At 59.2% G+C, this 2,585-nt stretch carries 3 protein-coding genes; 2 read left to right on the top strand and 1 reads right to left on the bottom strand.

Features of this window, described 5'->3' with window-relative positions; all coding sequences use genetic code 11:
• Nucleotides 1-102 precede the first annotated feature (102 nt).
• Nucleotides 103-684: a TadE/TadG family type IV pilus assembly protein gene (locus EN914_RS31695; RefSeq protein ID WP_024503192.1), complete on the top strand. Its 582-nt coding sequence runs from the start codon at nt 103-105 to the stop codon at nt 682-684.
• 38 nt (nt 685-722) lie between these two features.
• On the top strand, nt 723-1,316 hold the full coding sequence (locus EN914_RS31690) for a TadE/TadG family type IV pilus assembly protein (protein WP_024503193.1): 594 nt from the start codon (nt 723-725) through the stop codon (nt 1,314-1,316).
• Between the two features lie 34 nt (nt 1,317-1,350).
• Here the strand turns inward: EN914_RS31690 and EN914_RS31685 are convergent, their stop codons facing one another.
• Complete coding sequence (locus EN914_RS31685) at nt 1,351-2,271, bottom strand: phosphate/phosphite/phosphonate ABC transporter substrate-binding protein (protein WP_024503194.1); 921 nt, start codon at nt 2,269-2,271, stop codon at nt 1,351-1,353.
• Between the last annotated feature and the right edge of the window lie 314 nt (nt 2,272-2,585).

Raw genomic sequence — 2,585 nt, 5'->3', positions numbered from 1 at the left:
GTTAAGAGGCCTGCGCCGACTTTAACGATCATCCAAACCGGACCTCAATTGGTTTGCGCTAATGCTCCTTCCGAGACCGCATAGAGATCGGCAGGATTGGACATGAGCACGGAATTCGGCTGCGCAGGCGACCACAGAGCGGGACGCCGAAGGTTTTTCGTTCGCTTCCTTCGTGACCGGCGCGGCGCCACGGCAATCGAATTCGCGATCCTTTCAGTCCCCTTCGCGCTGCTTGTCTTCGCCATTCTGGAAAGCTGCATCTCGTTTGCCGCGCAGGAAGTGATGGCCAACATCACCGACGATGTCGCGCGCAAGCTTCGCACCGGCCAGTTGAGGGCGGTTGACGTCGCCGGAACCAACTTGCGGGACATGATCTGCACAAAACTGCAGATCATCGTTTCCCAGGATTGTCCCAATCAACTGCTGGTGGATCTTCGCCAATATACATCGTTCGCCGATGCGGCCACGGCCGGCTTCAAGATCCAGAACGGCGATATCGTATTGACGAAAGGCACCGCAACCCAGTCGTTTTCAGTGACAGCGGGTGCGGCGGAGTCGAGGAACATGCTGCGGGTCTTTTACAAATGGCCGATCATGACCGACCTGCTGGCCAAATCGATGGGCGGCAACAAGACGCTGCACTTCGCATCGGTGACCTGGCAGAACGAACCGTTCGACAACTGAGCGGAATGCACGAGCAGTATAAGAAAAGGGCAATGGGCATGATGCGTGCGGGGGCACATCTTATGATTACGGGAGTTTGGCGGAAAGCAAGTCTGTTCTGGTCCGATCGCCGCGGCATCGCGGCGGTCGAATTCGCTTTGATCATGCCAATTCTGCTGATCATGTATTTCCTCACAATGGAAGCGTCGCAAGCCATCGAGACCAGCAAGAAGGTCAGTCGCATCGGCAGCATGGTGGCCGATCTCGTCACTCAGCAGACAAGCGTCCTCAAGGCGGATGTCGACGCCATCATGCAGATAGGCAGCGTCACCCTTCAGCCCTACAACCGCTCAAACCCGACCATCACCATCACGGCAATCCAGGTCTCGGCCGATGCGACGCAGGCACTGGTGGTGTGGTCACGCAAATTGGTAGCCGGCGTCGCCAGCCCTGGCGCAGCCGCGACCACCGAGACAACAGTCCCAGCGTCGCTCAAGGTCGCCAACACGTTTCTCATTCGCGTCGAAAGCAATCTCGTCTACAAGCCGGTTATCGAGCTTACAATGACCTCTGCTTTCAACCAGATAAAGATGGGCGAAACCTATTTTCTGCGCCCCCGCAGAAGCGTGGCGATCTCTTGCAGCGACTGTTGAACAGAGGCAGCCAGGCGTGCGCAGGCCGCTCCAGCTACTGCTGCGGCCCACGGTCCGAAACGAAGCGCACGATAGCATCGGCCATCTCGTAGTCTTTTGGCGCCACACGAGCGAAGCCGCCGGAATGTTTCGATTCCAGGAGATCGTAGATATCGGGCGTCGTCGACTTGAGGTTGGTGAGGAACACGGCAAGCCGGCGCTTGGCTTCGGGGTCGAGATCGCTGCGGACCGCATGCGGGCCGTATCTCAACAGGCCCGACGTCCATACGATCCGAAGCGCCGTCACTGAGACCCCTGCCGCCTCCAACCTGGCCTGCGTGCCCGACGGTTCTCGCGGGCCGTCGGTAGCGGCCGCCACCCAGCCGAACAGGCCATCGGCTTTGCCGTCGACCAGCATCGTCTCGGCCGCCGCGGCCGAATCGGCATGGACCAGAAACGGTGCATCTTCCGCGATCTTGCGGCCTTCCGCCGCCAACGCCGCCAATGGCAAGAGAGAACCGCCGACGCTGTCAGAAGGCGCCATGGCGATACGATGGCTGTCCATCGCCGCAAGGTCGGGAAGCTTGCCGTCCCGCGTCAGCAGAACCGAGCGGATGCCGATCGCGCCGTCTGAATCGACCGGAGCCACAAGCGGTTCGATACATAAGCAGCGCTGCGAGGCCGTCGCATATGCAGTGGCCGAATAGATCGCATATTCGATGCGGGCATTGGCCTGCGCCTCGATCAGCGCGGCATAGTTGCGGGCAACGACAAACTCGACCTTCATGCCCAAGGCCTTGGTGTAGGCGTCGGTCAACAGTGCCAACCCCGGAACGGAGTTGCCGGCGCCTGGCTCGGCAACGATGCCGATGCGAAACGTGCCGATATCGTCGCGCCAGTCGGCATGCGCCGGATTGGACCAGAGCGCGACCTGCGCCAGCATGAGAGCGGCATAAGTCTTCAGCGCAACCCTCATGACAGGAACCACGGTCTGTTGTCCTCGATTCATGCCCATGCCCGGAGCATTTGTGCATGTCGCAGCCCAAAACCGCTGCGCACTTTTGGGCGACATGCATCTCTGTTTGTGCATGTCGTTATCCCAAAATCGCTGCGCACTTTTGGGCGACATGCATCTCTGTTTGTGCATGTCGTTATCCCAAAACCGCTGCGCACTTTTGGGCGACATGCATCTCTGTTTGTGCATGTCGTTATCCCAAAACCGCTGCGCACTTTTGGGCGACATGCATCTCTGTTTGTGCATGTCGTTATCCCAAAACCGCTGCGCACTTT

The sequence above is a fragment of the Mesorhizobium sp. M7A.F.Ca.CA.001.08.2.1 genome, from assembly GCF_003998455.1.
Taxonomy (GTDB): domain Bacteria; phylum Pseudomonadota; class Alphaproteobacteria; order Rhizobiales; family Rhizobiaceae; genus Mesorhizobium; species Mesorhizobium ciceri.
This window is presented reverse-complemented; position numbering and strand designations above follow the sequence as displayed.

Coding starts and splice junctions, on each gene's coding strand:
- EN914_RS31695 (WP_024503192.1), top strand. CDS start 103: ATGAGCACGGAATTCGGCTGCGCAGGCGACCACAGAGCGGGACGCCGA.
- EN914_RS31685 (WP_024503194.1), bottom strand. CDS start 2,271: ATGAGGGTTGCGCTGAAGACTTATGCCGCTCTCATGCTGGCGCAGGTC.
- EN914_RS31690 (WP_024503193.1), top strand. CDS start 723: ATGATGCGTGCGGGGGCACATCTTATGATTACGGGAGTTTGGCGGAAA.